The organism is Kitasatospora sp. NPDC023120 (assembly GCF_055560835.1).
Genome location: NZ_JBVHHY010000078.1, coordinates 1 through 1,398 on the forward strand (window position 1 = coordinate 1; position 1,398 = coordinate 1,398).

1 rRNA gene (only partly in view) is annotated in these 1,398 nt (G+C 56.2%); it reads right to left on the reverse strand.

The features are described from left to right. Nucleotides 1-2: 2 nt before the first annotated feature. Nucleotides 3-1,398: ribosomal RNA gene (locus ACZ3TI_RS40570) — 23S ribosomal RNA — on the reverse strand; it runs 1,373 nt beyond the window's last position.

Here is a 1,398-nt window from a genome sequence, read left to right on the forward strand (position 1 = left end):
CTGAGGACAAGCCCTCGGCCTATTAGTACCGGTCAACTCCACCCCTCACAGGGCTTCCATATCCGGCCTATCAACCCAGTCGTCTACTGGGAGCCTTACCCTCTCAAGGAGGTGGGAGTGCTCATCTCGAAGCAGGCTTCCCGCTTAGATGCTTTCAGCGGTTATCCCTCCCGAACGTAGCCAACCAGCCATGCCCTTGGCAGAACAACTGGCACACCAGAGGTTCGTCCGTCCCGGTCCTCTCGTACTAGGGACAGCCCTTCTCAACACTCCTACGCGCACAGCGGATAGGGACCGAACTGTCTCACGACGTTCTAAACCCAGCTCGCGTACCGCTTTAATGGGCGAACAGCCCAACCCTTGGGACCTACTCCAGCCCCAGGATGCGACGAGCCGACATCGAGGTGCCAAACCATCCCGTCGATATGGACTCTTGGGGAAGATCAGCCTGTTATCCCCGGGGTACCTTTTATCCGTTGAGCGACGGCGCTTCCACAAGCCACCGCCGGATCACTAGTCCCTACTTTCGTACCTGCTCGACCCGTCAGTCTCACAGTCAAGCTCCCTTGTGCACTTACACTCAACACCTGATTGCCAACCAGGCTGAGGGAACCTTTGGGCGCCTCCGTTACCCTTTAGGAGGCAACCGCCCCAGTTAAACTACCCACCAGACACTGTCCCTGATCCGGATCACGGACCCAGGTTAGACATCCAGCACGACCAGAGTGGTATTTCAACGGCGACTCCACAACAACTGGCGTTGCTGCTTCAAAGTCTCCCACCTATCCTACACAAGCCGAACCGAACACCAATATCAAGCTATAGTAAAGGTCCCGGGGTCTTTCCGTCCTGCTGCGCGAAACGAGCATCTTTACTCGTAATGCAATTTCACCGGGCCTATGGTTGAGACAGTCGAGAAGTCGTTACGCCATTCGTGCAGGTCGGAACTTACCCGACAAGGAATTTCGCTACCTTAGGATGGTTATAGTTACCACCGCCGTTTACTGGCGCTTAAGTTCTCAGCTTCGCCCCGACGAATCAGAGCTAACCGGTCCCCTTAACGTTCCAGCACCGGGCAGGCGTCAGTCCGTATACATCGCCTTACGGCTTCGCACGGACCTGTGTTTTTAGTAAACAGTCGCTTCTCGCTGGTCTCTGCGGCCACCCCCAGCTCGGAGTGCAAGACTCGTCACCAGGAATGGCCCCCCTTCTCCCGAAGTTACGGGGGCATTTTGCCGAGTTCCTTAACCATAGTTCACCCGAACGCCTCGGTATTCTCTACCTGACCACCTGAGTCGGTTTGGGGTACGGGCCGCCATGAAACTCGCTAGAGGCTTTTCTCGACAGCATAGGATCATCCACTTCACCACAATCGGCTCGGCATCAGGTCTCAGGCAC